The organism is Pseudomonas sp. 2848, from assembly GCF_003253945.1.
GTDB lineage: Bacteria > Pseudomonadota > Gammaproteobacteria > Pseudomonadales > Pseudomonadaceae > Aquipseudomonas.
The window spans coordinates 1-14,707 of sequence record NZ_QKZD01000001.1 but is presented as its reverse complement, the minus strand read 5'-3'; the positions used below and the strand labels follow the sequence as shown (position 1 = coordinate 14,707).

The 14,707-nt window shown below is 63.9% G+C and carries 15 protein-coding genes; 7 read left to right on the top strand and 8 right to left on the bottom strand.

All coding sequences use genetic code 11. The annotated features are described in order from the left end of the window. Window positions 1–6: 6 nt before the first annotated feature. Complete coding sequence (locus tag DFS21_RS00075) at window positions 7–1,170, top strand: hypothetical protein (RefSeq protein WP_111531648.1); 1,164 nt, start codon at window positions 7–9, stop codon at window positions 1,168–1,170. A 53-nt stretch (window positions 1,171–1,223) separates the two neighbouring features. Here DFS21_RS00075 and rimI read toward each other — a convergent pair whose 3' ends face one another. Continuing rightward, complete coding sequence (gene rimI / locus DFS21_RS00070; protein WP_046857177.1) at window positions 1,224–1,679, bottom strand: ribosomal protein S18-alanine N-acetyltransferase; 456 nt, start codon at window positions 1,677–1,679, stop codon at window positions 1,224–1,226. Next, a complete protein-coding gene (locus DFS21_RS00065; RefSeq protein ID WP_110703097.1) occupies window positions 1,676–2,467 on the bottom strand; it encodes an energy transducer TonB in 792 nt (263 codons plus the stop codon). The genes rimI and DFS21_RS00065 overlap by 4 nt, the downstream gene beginning before the upstream one ends. 224 nt (window positions 2,468–2,691) lie before the next feature. On the opposite strand from DFS21_RS00065, the gene mksB reads away from it, so the two are divergent. From mksB to mksF, 3 genes are read left to right on the top strand one after another with little or no spacing between them, the layout of a single operon-like run. After that, a complete protein-coding gene (mksB, locus tag DFS21_RS00060; protein WP_046857179.1) occupies window positions 2,692–3,978 on the top strand; it encodes an Mks condensin complex protein MksB in 1,287 nt (428 codons plus the stop codon). Next, complete coding sequence (mksE, locus tag DFS21_RS00055; protein ID WP_110702515.1) at window positions 3,968–4,675, top strand: Mks condensin complex protein MksE; 708 nt, start codon at window positions 3,968–3,970, stop codon at window positions 4,673–4,675. Before mksB ends, mksE begins: the two co-directional genes overlap by 11 nt. Next, window positions 4,672–7,503 carry an Mks condensin complex protein MksF gene (mksF, locus tag DFS21_RS00050; protein ID WP_102683858.1) on the top strand — a complete coding sequence of 944 codons (2,832 nt, stop codon included), beginning with the start codon at window positions 4,672–4,674 and terminating at the stop codon, window positions 7,501–7,503. Before mksE ends, mksF begins: the two co-directional genes overlap by 4 nt. Window positions 7,504–7,557: 54 nt before the next feature. Here the strand turns inward: mksF and DFS21_RS00045 are convergent, their stop codons facing one another. From DFS21_RS00045 to rplU, 5 genes are all read right to left on the bottom strand, one after another. Further along, complete coding sequence (locus tag DFS21_RS00045; RefSeq protein ID WP_110702513.1) at window positions 7,558–8,022, bottom strand: CreA family protein; 465 nt, start codon at window positions 8,020–8,022, stop codon at window positions 7,558–7,560. 5 nt (window positions 8,023–8,027) lie between these two features. Next, a complete protein-coding gene (gene proB, locus DFS21_RS00040; protein ID WP_111531647.1) occupies window positions 8,028–9,146 on the bottom strand; it encodes a glutamate 5-kinase in 1,119 nt (372 codons plus the stop codon). A gap of 87 nt (window positions 9,147–9,233) precedes the next feature. After that, window positions 9,234–10,457: an Obg family GTPase CgtA gene (gene cgtA, locus DFS21_RS00035; protein ID WP_110702509.1), complete on the bottom strand. Its 1,224-nt coding sequence runs from the start codon at window positions 10,455–10,457 to the stop codon at window positions 9,234–9,236. Window positions 10,458–10,645: 188 nt separating this feature from the next. After that, window positions 10,646–10,903, bottom strand: a complete 258-nt coding sequence (gene rpmA, locus DFS21_RS00030; RefSeq protein WP_003247464.1) for a 50S ribosomal protein L27 — start codon at window positions 10,901–10,903, stop codon at window positions 10,646–10,648. 37 nt (window positions 10,904–10,940) lie between these two features. Next, on the bottom strand, window positions 10,941–11,255 hold the full coding sequence (rplU, locus tag DFS21_RS00025) for a 50S ribosomal protein L21 (RefSeq protein WP_003247466.1): 315 nt from the start codon (window positions 11,253–11,255) through the stop codon (window positions 10,941–10,943). A 244-nt stretch (window positions 11,256–11,499) separates the two neighbouring features. On the opposite strand from rplU, the gene DFS21_RS00020 reads away from it, so the two are divergent. Continuing rightward, entirely contained in the window at window positions 11,500–12,468 is a 969-nt protein-coding gene (locus DFS21_RS00020) for a polyprenyl synthetase family protein (RefSeq protein ID WP_102683861.1), read from the top strand. 248 nt (window positions 12,469–12,716) lie between these two features. On the opposite strand, the gene DFS21_RS00015 is transcribed toward DFS21_RS00020, so the two are convergent. Then, window positions 12,717–13,523 (bottom strand): serine protease, encoded by an 807-nt coding sequence (locus DFS21_RS00015; protein WP_146603123.1) that lies wholly within the window; start codon window positions 13,521–13,523, stop codon window positions 12,717–12,719. 332 nt (window positions 13,524–13,855) lie between these two features. Here DFS21_RS00015 and DFS21_RS00010 point away from each other — a divergent pair, with 332 nt between their 5' ends. Both DFS21_RS00010 and DFS21_RS00005 read left to right on the top strand, forming a co-directional pair. Beyond that, window positions 13,856–14,197: a zinc ribbon domain-containing protein YjdM gene (locus DFS21_RS00010; RefSeq protein WP_046857186.1), complete on the top strand. Its 342-nt coding sequence runs from the start codon at window positions 13,856–13,858 to the stop codon at window positions 14,195–14,197. A gap of 151 nt (window positions 14,198–14,348) precedes the next feature. Further along, window positions 14,349–14,594, top strand: a complete 246-nt coding sequence (locus DFS21_RS00005; protein WP_038707330.1) for a hypothetical protein — start codon at window positions 14,349–14,351, stop codon at window positions 14,592–14,594. Window positions 14,595–14,707: the final 113 nt, after the last annotated feature.

The window sequence follows — 14,707 nt, the reverse complement described above, 5'->3', positions numbered from 1 at the left end:
TTAAGCATGCACAAGATTGCTGTATCGGGCCTGGCCGCCCTCGCCTTCAGCGGCCTGGCCATGGCCGACGCGCAGATCGACCTGGGCGATGTCCAGCGGGTCACCCGGCTGTTCGCCTACCCCAACAACTGCAACGTGATCTGCTACCGAGACTGGACACTCGAACAGACCGTCGAGCACTACCTCACCCAGAGCGTGCAGCGCGACGGCTATGCCAATGCCAAGGTCACGGTGAACCGCGACAACGACAAGCTGCACGCCAGCATCACCGACGTGCCGGCGAACTACGCCGACCCCTTGCGCAAGCTGCTCGACAGCGGCGAGCTGGCCTACCAGGGCGCCACCCGCCTCAACCAGAAAGGCGGCTGGGACTATAGCTGGTACCTGTTCCTGCCCCTGGGCATGGCCTTGGAGAATCGCCGCAGCATCGAGTTGCTGCACTTCCCGCCGGACTATTCGCTGACCCGCTACCAGGACTACCTCAAGTCCAACACCACCGACCGCTGGGCGGAGCTTCTGACCTTCAATGGTGTCGAGGCTACCCAGACCCCGGCCTACCAGACCATCGTCGATATCGCCCCGATCGCCGCGCCGGCCAGCGCCGGCAAGGACCTGGAAGGGGTCTACAGCTACTTCAACGACTACCAGGTGCGCATGGTCAAGGAAGTGGCCCTGACCCACGATGGCAAAGGCGCCTTGCCGATGGTCGCGTTCGGCGCGCCGGTACGGGCCTGGATCCAGCAACAGTATGGGCCGAAGGTGAACGTGCTCGGCCTGGTGAGCATCAGCCCCGAGGCCAACAGCGCCAAGGTGCCCGTGCTCGGCGCCAACCACCCGAGCGCGATCTGGTACGCCGCCGACCCGAAAAGCTACGACGGCGACCAGGACAAGGCCGACGCGGCCGGTTTGAAGATGATGGGCCAGGACCTCTCCGCAGCCTGCTGGCAGGCCGGCATGGGGCGCAACCCCCAGGCCGATGCCAAGCTCACCCTGGATGCCTGCACCAGCAAGTGGCAGGTCACCCAGAAGAAGCAGACCTGCGAACTGTTCTACCGCACCATTCGCGAGATGACTCCGGAGCAGGCGGCGGCCAAGTGCAATACCGGGGCGGTGACGCGCAGCTTGCGAGATCTGCGTAAACCAATCGAAGTGCAGCACCCAGAGATCTGAGTCACTTGCACAAGGGGCCGCGTAGCGGCCCCACTACAAGACAGCTCGCGAAATCAATCTTCGAGCAACGTACAGGCCATCACCAGCGCATCTTCCCGCCCGCCCGCCATCGGGTAGTAGTCACGGCGCCGACCGACTTCATTGAAGCCATAGCGCTCGTACAAGCGATACGCCGACTGGTTGCTGGCGCGCACTTCCAGGAAACACTCACGACCATTGAGCTGGTAGGCCCGCGCCATCAGGTGTTCGAGCAGGCGCAGGCCCAGGCCACAGCCCTGGTTTTCCGGCTTGACGGTAATGTTGAGCAGGTGCGCCTCATCGATGATCACGTTGATCACGCCGTGGCCGACCTGCTGCTGGCCGTCGAACATCAGCCACACTTCGTAGGACTTCAGTGCATCTTGAAAGATGCCGCGGGTCCAGGGATGGCTGAAGGCGGCATATTCGATCTTCAGCAGGGTATCCAGATCCGCCTCGGTCGCCGGGCGGAAACTGATCGAGTCACTCATTCAACACATTTCCAGCGCGCCATCAGCTGGCGCATGGCTTTCCAGACGTCCGCCTTGCGCTGCGGCTCGTCCATCAACAGTTCAAGGCCGGGCAAGGCCCAGGCATCGCCGAGCAGGTCGACCTTGAGTTCTCGGTAATAGGCTTCGTCGTCGGCCTGGCCGGCGAAGCGAATGGCCGGCAGGCCGATCAGCCACAGGCAGGCGCACGGCGCCTCTTCCAGGCGCGCGGCGATAAAGCCCTGGACAAAGTCCCGGGCGGCGTCCGGGCCCTGGTCCATGTTGCCGCGCATCAGCAACGGCCAGCGTACTGGCTCGCCAATGATCTGCGGGGCGTCCGGCAGGCCGGCGGCGCGTAGCATGTCCTTGAGCAGCAGGTAGGACGGGTCGCGACTCTGCAACGGCTGGCCGGTGGCCAGCTCCACCAGCAACAGGCAGTCGCCGGCACGCAGCAACTGCAGGGCGAAGCGTGGCGGTGGCACAGGCGCCGGACGCGGCGCGGGGGGCTCTGCCTCGGCCTCGATCGGCTTGGCGGCGGGTTTCGGCGCGCTGCCCGGGCGCGGGATCTCGATCTTCGGCCTCTCGGCACGCGCCTGCGGGACTGCCGGGGTGACGCTCGGCGCAGCTGCAGGAGCGGCCGGTCTCACCTCGAAGTCAACCTCATCGACCGGCGCCACCGGTAACAGCAGCTCTGGCCGCGACGGCGCGGCGAACGGCAGTTCGGCGCGCGGCAGCCAGTGCACCACTTGCATGGCGGACAGGTAGGCGCGGCGGCGGGACTCGATCAGCAAGGCGCGGGTATCCGGTGGATAGTCGAAACAGTCGGGCATTCTAACGCTGTTGACCTGGATGCGCCGCAACAGATTGTCGGTCATCGTGCTCCCACGCCCCTTGGTGGGCCGGTGAATCCCCCCTTGAGCATCAGGGTTATCCCCATAACAGACCAAGGGGTGAAATCCTCCCCCCCGGATGCAGTACAATCGCCGCTTTTATTTGGCAACGAGTCGACCCGCCAATGATCGAACCCAAGCGCGTCCTGCGCGCCCTAGCCGAACACTGGGCCTTGATCGAGCCGCTGTGCGAGCGCTTCGACCAGGGCACCCTGAGCCTGGTCGAGCTGCGCCAGCAACTGGCCCGCCAGCAGGTGGAAAGCACCCCGCAGGACATCACCCAGCTGCTTGACGTGTGGATCCGCCTGGACATCCTGGTCCCGGTGGCCAAAAGCCCCAACCGTTTCGAGCTCAACGCGCAGATCCACGACTTCCTCGCCTACCTGCGCCGCGAGCACCGGCTGGGCCTGTGCCTGGAGATCGAGGCCTACCTGCGCCACCTGGAGCGTCTGGCCGGGCATATCCAGGACGCCTTCGACAACCGCGACAGCGACGACCTGGCACGCCAGCTGCGCCTGCTCGACATGCGCGTGCGCGATGTACTGAAGAAGCTCGACAACGACGAGCAGGCGCTGGTGGCCGTGGCCGAGCGAGCCAAGACCAGCAACCGCCAGATCCCCCTGCGCCAGCGCTACGCCGAAGTACTGGCGACCTGGGACGAATACGTCGAGCCGATGATCCAGTTGGTCAACGCCGATGGCGCCTTCGAGCAGGGCGTGCGCAAGGTCGAGACCGTGCTGCTGCGGCTGCTGGGCGAGCAGGCGCGCCTGGGGCATCTGGTCGACGACGACATGCTGCTGCGCACCCACGCGCGCATCCTCGAGATGCAGACCAGCGCCCAGCTGACCCTGCGCCACGCCCGCGAACTGCTGCTGCCGCTGCGTGAAGAGGCGCGCCGGCACAACGCGGTTACCCGAGGCGCCGCGCTGGCCCTGTCGGTGATCCGCAAGAAGGGCATCGACGCCGTGCCCCAGGCGGCCATGCCGATGTTCACTCGCCCGCAGAGCACCTTCCTCGGCAGCGCCAGCCAGGTCGAGGCCTACGTCTACGCCCTGGCCCGCTTCGAGCCCAAGCCCGCGCGCTTCCCCAAGGCGCACAAGACGCAAAAGGGCCCGCTGCCCCGCGCCCCGCGCACGGTCAAGGAAATGCTCGAGCGTTGCGAAGACGCCCTGCCGCTGCCGGACCTGATGGTCTGGCTGCTGGAGCAGGAGCCTGAAGGCGCCACCGACGAACTGCTGTACTGGTTCTCGCGCCTGTCGCGCGAAAAGCGCTTCAGCCGCGAACGCCTCGATCGCCAGCAATACCTCACCCGCGAACACCTGGTCAGCCTGCGCTCCTTCGCCCTGACCTCCAGCCGCGACAAGCCGGCGACCACGACAGAATCCACCGCGAGCCCCACCCATGCATCTTGATCTTTCCGAACTGTCCCAGCTCGCGCCGATCTTCCGCGAGCTGTTCAAGGGCTTCCACGTCAGCCGCCGCGACCCGGAGCTGTACGCCCAGCTGTCGAACTTCCAGGACCAGTACCGCACCCTGTTCAAGGCCCTGGGCTTCGAGCTGGTGTGCGATACCCGCGGTTTCTACTACTTCGTCCCCGAGCAGGCCGCCGCGCAGGTCAACAAGACCGCCCAGCGCCTGTCGCTGTTCACCTTCATCCTGGTCGAGCACCTCGCCGACCAGGGGCGCGACCCGATGGCCGTGCTCGACGGTGGCAGCATCGGCCGTGACGAACTGCCGTCACTGCTGGACAAGTACCGCGACCTGTTCCTGCAGGCCGAAGTGCAGACCGTCGACGAGCTCGAAGAAAAGATCATGCGCCGCATGAGCCAGCTCGGCTTTGCCCATGAGGAAGGCGGCATCTACCGCTTCCTGCCGCCGATGCACCGCTTTCTCGACGTCTGCCTGTCGGTCCAGCAGGACCGCGACCTGGCCGCGACCCTGCACAGCGACCTGCCGCTGCCGGTACCCGTGCTGGTGGTGGAGGAGACGCCCGAAGAACTCAACCGCACCGACGACCCGCTCGACCTCTCCCCGTTCGACGGCGAGGAAAGCGAAGAGGATGCCCTGGCCCGGGCGATCCGCGAAGAGCAACAGGAGATTGACGCATGAGCCAGGAACGCTACGGCATCCGCCGCTTCGCACTGCTCAACACCGCCGGCTACAGCCTCGGCCTGTTCCCCCTGGAACACCCGCTGTCGGTCTATGGCGCAAACAACCTGGGTAAATCGGCGTCGATCAACGCGCTGCAGTTCCCGATCCTGGCGCGCATGTCCGACATGAGCTTTGGCAAGTACAGCCTGGAGCAGTCGCGGCGCTTCTACTTCGCCAGCGACACCAGCTACATCCTGACCGAACTGAACCTGCCCCACGGCCCCCACGTGATCGGCGTGGTCGGCCGCGGACCGGGCGGCGGCTTCGGCCACCAGTTCTTCGCCTATCAAGGCGAGCTGGACCTGGCCCACTACCAGAAAGACGACACCTGCCTGCGCCAAAAGGAGCTGTTCACCAACCTCGAACGCCATGGCCTCAAGGCCTACGAGCTCAAGCCAGACGAACTGCGCCGGCTGCTGGTCGGCGGCCACACCTCGGTGCCGCTGGACCTGACCCTGATCCCGCTGCGCTCGACCAGCGAACAGAGCCTGAAGACCTTCCGGGCGCTGTTCATCAACCTGCTGCACATGCGCGAAATCACTGCCGCCAAGCTCAAGCAGCTGTTCCTCGACGCCTTCGAACACAGCCTGCGTTCAGGTAGCGTCGACTACATCGCCGCCTGTGAAGAGGCGTTCCGCGACGTGCGCCGCATGGAGGGCGACTACAACGCCCTGGTGGCTGCCGGCCCGCTGGTCGAGGCCCTGGCCGGCGGCGTGGCCCAGCGCGACATCCTGCGCGGCAAGCTGCACCGCATCTCGCCGCTGCTCGACAACCTGCTGGGCACCTGGCAGGAATACGCCATGGCGCGCAAGGAAGAGCTGGTAATCCAATCCGAGCACTACCGTGGCGAGCAGGACCGCCTGCAGAACGACCAGCGCGGCGGCACCCAGGAGCTGATGCGCCTGGAGCGCGAGATCACCGGTATCCAGCGCTGGCTGGGCGAGCTGTCGGTGCTCAAGCACCGCTTCGCCCTGGTCACCGATGTCAAGGTACTGGAGCAGCAGCTGCTGGCCGCCAAGGACGCCCACGACGAACTGGCCGGCGCCCTGGCCCAGTCGCGGCAGTTCTCCGCCGAAGACCTCGACGAGCGCGTGCGCGACCTTGAGAAGCGTGTGAAGGCGGTCAAGCAGCAGCTCGACCACGCCGACAACAACAGCTACGCCCGCCTGCGCGAAGAGTTCTCGCAGCAGGACGTGGACCGCCTGATGCGCCTGTTCAACGGCGCGCTGTTCAGCCTGCCGATGGGTGACCGCGGCATCGAGCTGGACGACAGCGACGTCTGGGTGAAAACCCTGGAAGGCGTGCTCGACCGCTTCAAGGGCGAGCGCTTCGAAGTGCCTGGCCTGTCCATCGACATCTCGCACATCGACCCGCCCGCGTTGCAGGCCCTGGCCGACCGCGCCGCCCTGCGCGACCAGAAGGAACGCCTGGAGAAAGAGCTCAAGCAGCTCAAGACCCAGCAGGCCGTGGCCCTCGACCGCGCCGCCAGCAAGGCGCAGACCGAGGCGCTGTACCAGCAGGTGCTGGACGCGCAGAAGGCCCTGGAGGACTTCCGCCGCACCGAGACCCTGGCCGCCGAAGAGCCGGAAAAAATGGAGCAGTTGGGCCAGCTGGAAGCGGCCCAGGACGAGCTCAAGCGCTCCAGCGACGCCTTCACCGAGCGCGTCCAGCAGCTGTCGGCCAAGCTGCAACTGGTGGGCCGGCAGATCGCCGACCTCGAAGCCAAGCAGCGCACCCTGGAAGACGCCCTGCGCCGTCGCCAGCTGCTGCCGGCCGACCTGCCGTTCGGCACGCCGTTCATGGAAGCCATCGACGACTCCATGGACAACCTGCTGCCGCTGCTCAACGACTACCAGGACAGCTGGCAGGCCCTGCAGCGTGTGGACAACCAGATCGAGGCGCTGTACGCCCAGGTGCGCCTGAAGGGCGTGGCCAAGTTCGACAGCGAAGACGACATGGAGCGCCGCCTGCAGTTGCTGATCAACGCCTACTCGCACCGCACCGAGGAAGCGCTGACCCTGGCCAAGGCCCGCCGCGCGGCAGTCACCGACATCGCCCGGACCCTGCGCAACATCCGCAGCGACTACGACAGCCTCGAGCACCAGCTGGCGCTGTTCAACCGCGAGATCAACAAGCGCCAGGTATCGAACCTGGAGAGCTTCCGCGTGGTCCTGGCACCGAACAAGGAAGCGCTCAAGCACATCGACCAGATCATCCACAGCGCCGGCCAGTACGAGGAGGGCGAGACCCTGTCGGTATTCGACCTGACCCAGAGCGCCGAGCAGGACCACAAGAACGAAGAGGCCAAGGAGTATCTGGCGCGGCTGGTGGCGGCCAACCACAACCAGCTGGGCCTGAAGGACCTGTTCGAACTGGCCTTCGAGATCACCAAGATCAACAGCCAGCCGGTGATTCATGCCGACATCGATGGCGCCGCGTCCAACGGCACCACCATGACCATCAAGGCGCTGACCAACATGTATTTGTTGCTGCACCTGATGGACCGCGACCTGGCCGGGCGCATTCGCCTGCCGTACTACCTCGACGAGGCAGCGGACATCGACGAACGCAACCAGGCGGCGTTGCTGGAAACCAGCCAGCAGCTGGGCTTCGTGCCGATCCTGGCGAGCGTGAAGCCGCAGGTGTCGGCGCGGGTGGCAATCGATCTGGAAGGTGGCAGCGGGCCGAATGGCATCTACATCGACGAGGCGGACTGGAAGTACATCAGCCGTCGCGATGAGGTGAAGGCGATCGTGCGCGAGGATGAGGCCGAGGAACTGGCCTGATCAGGTGTATGGGGCCGCTTTGCGGCCCCAATGACGCTAACTGACTTCAAACGGCTATTGCTGTGCCCAAGGCACGATCGGAATCGCCGTCACCGCATTCTGCGGGCTGCCTTCGATCACGCGGTCGCTGTACACCAGGTACACCAACGTATTGCGCTTCTTGTCGAGAAAACGCACCACCTGCATGGTCTTGAACACCAGCGAAGTGCGTTCCTTGAACACCTCCTCGCCATCCTTGAGCTCACCCTTGAACTGGATCGGCCCAACCTGACGGCAGGCAATCGACGCTTCGGCACGGTCCTCGGCCAGTCCCAACCCACCTTTCAGGCCGCCGGTCTTGGCCCGCGACAGGTAGCAAGTCACGCCATCGACCTTCGGGTCGTCGAACGCCTCGACCACGATGCGGTCATTCGGCCCGACGAACTTGAACACGGTGGACACCTGGCCGATTTCCTCGGCCCCGGCCAGCAGCGGCAGCGCCAGCGCGGCGGCAGCAATCAATCCTTTAAGCACTTGCATCTCCTTCAGACCAACACCAGGTTGTCGCGGTGCACCAGCTCAGGCTCGGCGCTGTAGCCCAGCAGGCTCTCGATGGCATCGGACGGCTGGCCGATGATCTTCTGCGCCTCCAGGGCGCTGTAGTTGGCCAGGCCACGGGCCACTTCCAGGCCGTCGGGACCGACGCAGACCACCATCTCGCCACGGCGGAAACTGCCCTGCACGGTCTTCACGCCAACCGGCAGCAGGCTCTTGTTCGATTCGCGCAGCGCCTTCACGGCACCGTTGTCGAGCACCAGGGTGCCACGGGTCTGCAGGTGGCCGGCCAGCCACTGCTTGCGCGCGGCGAGCATGCCACGCTCAGGCGACAGCAGGGTGCCCAGGCGTTCGCCGGTCTTCAGGCGGTCCAGCACGCGCTCGATACGACCACCGATGATGATGGTGTGCGCACCGGAACGGGCGGCCAGGCGCGCGGCGCGCAGCTTGGTCTGCATGCCGCCACGGCCCAGGGCGCCGCCAGTGCCGCCGGCCACGGCGTCCAGCGACGGGTCGTCGGCGCGGGCTTCGTAGATCAGCTGGGCTTCGGGGTTGTTGCGCGGATCGGCGTCGAACATGCCGTCACGGTCAGTGAGGATCACCAGCAGGTCGGCTTCCACCAGGTTGGCCACCAGCGCCGCCAGGGTGTCGTTGTCACCAAAGCGGATCTCATCGGTGACCACGGTGTCGTTCTCGTTGATCACCGGCACCACGCCCAGGTCGACCAGGGTACGCAGGGTGCTGCGGGCGTTGAGGTAACGCTTGCGGTCGGAGAGGTCGTCGTGGGTCAGCAGGATCTGCGCGGTGTGTTTGCCGTGCTCGCCGAAGCTCGACTCCCAGGCCTGCACCAGGCGCATCTGGCCGAGCGAGGCGGCGGCCTGCAGCTCGTTCATCGCGCTCGGTCGCGTGGTCCAGCCCAGCTGGCTCATGCCCGCCGCCACGGCCCCGGAGGAGACCAGCACCAGTTCCACGCCCGCTTCACGCAGGGCCACCATCTGCTCGACCCAAACCGCCATGGCGCCCCGGTCGAGGCCCTTGCCGTCGGCGGTCAGCAGCGCGCTGCCGATCTTCACGACCCAGCGCTTGGCGCCAGTCACCTTGCTTCGCATCTTCTCTTCCAACCTATGTCGAATCTGTAGATACCTTGGATACAAAAACGCCGCTCCAGAGAGCGGCGTTTAGTGTACTGCAACCGATCAGTCGCGCACGTAAATGATTTCCGGGCCGTCTTCGTCGTCCTCGAAATCATCCCAGTCGTCATCGTCGCCGATGTCGTGCACGCTCTTGACGCCGGTGCGACGCAGGGTGCGGGCGTCGTCCAGGGCCTGCAGCTGGGCACGGGCTTCGTCTTCGATGCGCTGGTCGAGCTCGGCCAGCTCTGCGGCGTAGACCGGGTCGTTGGCCAGGCGGTCGGCGCGGTCTTCGAGGTAGCGCATCAGATCATGGCTGAGCTTCTCGGTGCCCTGCTTGGCGATAGCCGAGATCACGTACACCGGGCCATCCCAGTTCAGGCGCTCGACCACTTCCTTGACGCGCTCGTCACGCTCGTCGTCCATGATCATGTCGGCCTTGTTCAGCACCAGCCAGCGCTCACGGTCGACCAGCGCCGGGCTGAACTGCGCCAGCTCGTTGATGATCACTTCGGCGGCGTCGGCCGGGCTGCTGCCATCCAGCGGCGCCAGGTCGACCAGGTGCAGCAGCACGCGGGTACGGGCCAAGTGCTTGAGGAAGCGAATACCCAGACCAGCACCTTCGGAGGCGCCCTCGATCAGGCCAGGAATGTCGGCGATGACAAAGCTCTTCCAGCGGTCGACGCTGACCACGCCCAGGTTCGGCACCAGGGTGGTGAACGGGTAGTCGGCGACCTTCGGCTTGGCGGCCGAGACCGAGCGGATGAAGGTGCTCTTGCCGGCGTTCGGCAGGCCCAGCAGGCCGACGTCGGCCAGGACTTTCATTTCCATCTTCAGGTCGCGCTGGTCGCCCGGCTTGCCTGGAGTGGTCTGGCGCGGCGCACGGTTGGTGCTCGACTTGAAACGGGTGTTGCCCAGGCCGTGCCAGCCGCCTTGGGCGACCATCAGCTTCTGGCCCGGGGTGACCAGGTCACCGATCACTTCCTGGGTGGAGGCGTCGATCACGGTGGTGCCGACCGGCACGCGCAGGAACAGGTCCTCGCCTTTCTTGCCGGTGCAATCGGTGCTGCCGCCGTTCTGGCCGCGCTGGGCCTCGTGGTGGCGGGTATAGCGGTAGTCGACGAGGGTGTTGAGGTTCTCGTCGGCCACCATGTACACCGAGCCGCCGTCACCGCCGTCGCCGCCGTTGGGGCCACCGTTCTCGATGAATTTCTCGCGGCGGAAGCTCATGCAACCGTTGCCGCCGTCACCGGCTTTTACCCGGATCGATACTTCGTCTACAAACTTCATTCAAAACCGCCTCTCGTCGGACGACGAGTCGAAAACCAGAAAACCATGAGGCTCTTGCAAAGATGAGCGCGGCGGCCCCGTACGAACCAGAAACCAACGCCGGCAGCCCATTCAAACAGCTTTGCAAGAGGCTCACCACAAACGAAAAAGCCCCGTCGCATGACGGGGCTTCTGGAGCGACGTCGCGATTAAGCGGCGACGATGCTCACGTAACGGCGCATGAACTCGCCTTTCTTCTCGAACTTGATCACGCCTTCGATCTTGGCGAACAGGGTGTGATCCTTGCCCATGCCAACGCCGTAGCCAGCGTGGAATTCGGTGCCGCGCTGACGGACGATGATGTTGCCAGGCTTGATGACCTGACCGCCATACATCTTCACGCCAAGGCGTTTCGATTCTGAGTCGCGACCGTTACGAGTACTACCACCAGCCTTCTTGTGAGCCATGGTTCAATTCTCCAATAAATTCAGGGGATCGGGGCGATTAAGCCTGGATACCGGTGATTTTGATTTCAGTGAACCACTGGCGGTGGCCCATGCGCTTCATGTGGTGCTTACGACGACGGAACTTGATGATGCGAACCTTGTCGTGGCGGCCTTGCGAAACGACTTCGGCCACTACTTTAGCACCAGCAACAACTGGAGCGCCGATGGTGACTTCTTCACCGTTGGCGACCAGCAGAACGCGATCGAAGGTCACGGATTCGCCAGTGGCGACTTCCAGTTTCTCGATCTTGAGGAATTCACCTTCAGCGACTTTGTACTGCTTGCCGCCGGTAACGATTACTGCGTAAGACATGGTATTTCTCCGATAATCCTGCTCACCCAGCGCTTTATATGATGAGTATTGGCTGGCATGGCTGCACAGGGCTGGAACGGCCCGGTGCAATTGCGTAAGGCAGGTGCTGCCCAGGAAGTTAGGGTGCGCGATTGTACGCAACCTCATAAATGCTTGCAAGTACCGGCCCGGGGCCACGGCCACCGCGCCTTGACACACCGGTACCTGCGACCTAGCATGCCGCGCAACCTCAATGGAGCAGCCGATGCAACCCCAAACCTTCTACCGCGCGGTAGCTGATGACTTCAGCGCCGTCGACGAGATCATCAAGAAGCAGCTGACCTCGCGCGTGCCGCTGGTATCGAAGATCGGCGACTATATCACGTCCGCCGGCGGCAAACGCCTGCGCCCCCTGCTGGTGCTGCTGTGCGGCAAGGCCCTGGGCCGCGAGGGCGACGACCTGCGCCTGCTGGCGGCGACCATCGAGTTCCTGCACACCGCCACCCTGCTGCACGACGACGTGGTCGACATGTCCGGCATGCGCCGTGGCCGCTCCACCGCCAATGCCCTGTGGGGCAACGCGCCGAGCGTGCTGGTGGGCGACTTCCTCTATTCGCGCTCGTTCGAGATGATGGTCGAGCTGGGCTCGATGCCGGTCATGCAGATCCTCTCCAAGGCCACCCGGGTGATCGCCGAAGGTGAAGTGCTGCAGCTGTCGCGCGTGCGTGATGCCAGCACCACCGAGGAAATCTACATGGACGTCATCCGCGGCAAGACCGCGATGCTGTTCGAAGCCTCGACCCACAGCGCCGCAGCCCTGGCCGGCGCCACGGACGCGCAGCGCGAAGCCCTGCGCACCTTCGGCGACCACCTGGGGGTGGCCTTCCAGCTGGTCGACGACCTGCTCGACTACAAGGGCGACTCCGAGACCCTGGGCAAGAACGTCGGTGACGACCTGGCCGAAGGCAAGCCGACCCTGCCGCTGATCTACACCATGCGCGAAGGCACCGCGGAGCAGGCCGCGCTGGTGCGCCAGGCGATCCAGAAGGGTGGCCTGGAGGACCTGGAGCAGATCCGCATCGCCGTCGAGGCGTCCGGCGCCCTGGACTACACCGCGCAGATGGCCCGCGACTACGTCGCCCGCGCCATTGCCTGCCTGGAAGTGCTGCCGGCCAGCGAGTACCGGGACGCCCTGGTCGAGCTGAGCGAGTTTGCGGTAGCACGCACTCACTGATCCATCGCCAGGGAACTGCATCGGGCGTAGGTTTGTGCGCCCAGTGCCCCACCAAACAGCCTCCAGCCAGGCTGACAAAGGCGACACTGGCCGTCTTCCTTGATCTGAGTATCTATCTGCCCTGATCTCCTGTCTCGGATATACGTTTTCTTTCGGCGAGCGGCCGAGCGCGCAGGACGCCGCCAAAAGTGAACAGCTTATTTCCGAGACAGGGCACTAGTGCTGTGGCGCGGTGCGCTCCAAAGAGTTCACCCCTTCGTCAAGCAACGAGGGACCACTGCATCAGACCCACTTGCCAACCTGTAGAGGGCTTGGAAAGTGCTTTCGCGCAGCCGTGTGCTTTGCCCCGAACCATGTACCACTGCAATGGCCCAGTCATCGTTCTGCTGAAATCGAAAAGCGCTTCCACTACTGCCCGATATCGTCGAGCAATTAGGCGTGCCAACACCGCTGCTGCCCTCAAGATCGTCCATCCGAGATAAGCAGCGCCGCATCTCTCCCCCACTGTAACTGACACCCGGATAACCCCATATCTGGCTGTTGGGTAATTGACTGCCGCGCTCAGAAAGACAGGCTCGGCTCCCACCGCCCACTGCCTGCTCCAGCGACTGGTCACCCTGCGCAAATATGCTGACGATGGCCAGGTCCGACTCCTCGCTCCGATACGCCTCCAAGTGCGGAATGTACTTGTAGCGAATCGGCCAGCGCCCAAAAGGGGCGCGCTCACCCTCTGCAGCCGCACCGTCGTAGGCCGGTACAAAGAGCATCTTCTGCTTCCAGACCTCACCACGTTCTATAACGCAATGTGCGGCGGTCAACACCAGATTTTCTTGCGCAGACTTCAGCACCGTAGCCGAGCAGTGCTGTGGAACGCCATCACCGGAAACATAAAACAATATCCCCGCTCGACTGCTGAGCGCCCCCTGGTGAGCATGCGCTTCCCTGACAAAGCCAAGATGGTCACCGTTCTCCGTAAGCACCTCATCAACAGGATTTGCCGGGCCGCCAACTGCACGCTCCGCCTGCCTCATCCGGGCCGGATCCCAGAATGCCAAGACTGCTGCCTCGTCCTGTTCAGGGCTCTGCACAGGTTCGACTGTCGCTCCCAGCACGCTGGCACAGACAAATAAACTCGATAGAGCAATGAGCCCTGCATATCCACTCCATTGCAAAGAAGAAGGGTTTACGATTTGATCAAATACGGGCCTATCCGTAACCTGACAAATTTGCTAGTGCTGCGCGAAGCACTTTGCACCCGTTGCTCCCGTCCCACCAAAGTGCAGTGGCAGATTCTCGACAGCGCGCTGTCAACGACGCATTTGCACAGATCGCACCTAAACCTTATACAATGTGCGCCTTTATTCTCCCTGCACCTTAAGGAAACGAAGTGAGTACTCTGCCGCCCTGCCCCCAATGCAACTCCGAATACACCTATGAGGATGGCACCCAACTGATCTGCCCCGAATGCGCCCACGAGTGGTCGGCCAACGGCGAAGCCGAAGCCGCCAGCGACGACGTGGTGAAAAAGGATTCGGTCGGCAACGTCCTGCAGGACGGCGACACCGTTACCGTGATCAAGGATCTCAAGGTCAAGGGTTCGTCCCTGGTGGTCAAGGTCGGCACCAAGGTCAAGAACATCCGTCTGTGCGACGGCGACCACGACATCGACTGCAAGATCGACGGTATCGGCGCGATGAAACTCAAGTCCGAGTTCGTGCGCAAGGTCTGATCGCCTGCCCTTCGGGGCTGCCCAACGGGCGGCCCTGACAGATCCTGCAACAGGATCGCCGGGACCATTCGGAAGAATTCTTCCAATAGTCTCTTGCTATTTTGATAATAAGAATTATTCTCATTGGAACCGCTATCCAAGGAGAGTAGCCATGACCTATCTGATCGACGCCTGGCTCGACCGCCCCCACCCTTACCTGCGTATCCTGCATCGCGAGACTGGCGAAGTCTGCGCCGTGCTCGAGGAAGACGCGCTCGATGAACTGCGCGACCAGGGCGACCTGGACCTCATGGGGCTGAATTCGAGTGAGCCAGGAGTACTCAAGGAACTGGTGAGGAACCTGTTCCTGTTTTGCTATGCGCGGGCATTGCGCCCGGGGGGAACGGATTGGAACTGAATTTAGCAGGCCTGCCCCCATCGCCGGCAAGCCGGCTTGTGTCTTGAAAGGCTCTTAGACTGAAGGGGTGAGAGCGGTGGATGGCAGACTGCAAGCCGGCGGTGCCCTAGAGC